1 protein-coding gene is annotated in these 873 nt (G+C 40.8%); it reads right to left on the bottom strand.

From position 1 onward, the window contains the following. On the bottom strand, positions 1 to 873 hold an 873-nt coding region (locus HMPREF9073_RS16050), incomplete at both ends, for a hypothetical protein (protein ID WP_009413989.1).

Raw genomic sequence — 873 nt, forward strand, 5'->3', positions numbered from 1 at the left:
TGGATTTGATGGTATTACAAAACGATGTTCCGCTACTTTACAACCTGTTGCTATAGAAATCGCTTCGATATCATAAGATCCTCCTACTAAAGTAAGTGTTCTAGTATTACCTCCAACTGGTATGCTTCCTGAAATGGTCGCTCCTCCACTTACTGCTGTAACTGTATAGGTAAAGCCTGTTGTAGATTGGTCACCGTTAGAGAGATCTTTATCTACAAAGGTAAGCATTATACTACCATTTCCATTATGACAAATGGCTCTCACTGGGTTACTTGAGGTTATCTCGAAGGTATTAGCATCTTTCACTGTATGTACTCCTGTGATGCTACAACCTGTTTTTTCGTTGAATACCTCTACCTTATAATTTGAACCTGATAAGTTTTGTGAACCTGTAAGGGTCAAACTCAAGTTGGTTGCTGTAGTGGTGGTGATAGTGGTAAAGGCATTGTCATTTCCTTTTATCTCATAGCGCAATGGTGTACCTGCTATATAAGTAGGCGTAGCGGTTACACTGATGTTGATCACCTCGTCTACAGCGCAAGTAGCTGATGTTGTTGTGGTGATACTGAGTGTTTGCAACTCGAAGGCTGGTTCTACTGTTACGCTTGTGGTGCTCGTAGCACAAGTACCTGAAGCGTCTTTTATCATAGCGTAGAAAGTACCTCCATTCAAGTTCGAAAGTGTGTACTCTGTACCATTTCCTAAACTATTTCCTCCATTATCAAAAAACTCAATGGTATAAGGTGGTATTCCTCCACGTATCTTGCTCGTATCAACACTTACTCTTGGAGTTGATAAGCCTTTATTGCCCTCACAAACATATTGTGTCGCACTAATCACTCCCGTTTGTAACTCTAATGGTTCTGGAGAGGT

It is taken from the genome of Capnocytophaga sp. oral taxon 326 str. F0382, assembly GCF_000318295.1.
Lineage (GTDB): Bacteria > Bacteroidota > Bacteroidia > Flavobacteriales > Flavobacteriaceae > Capnocytophaga > Capnocytophaga periodontitidis.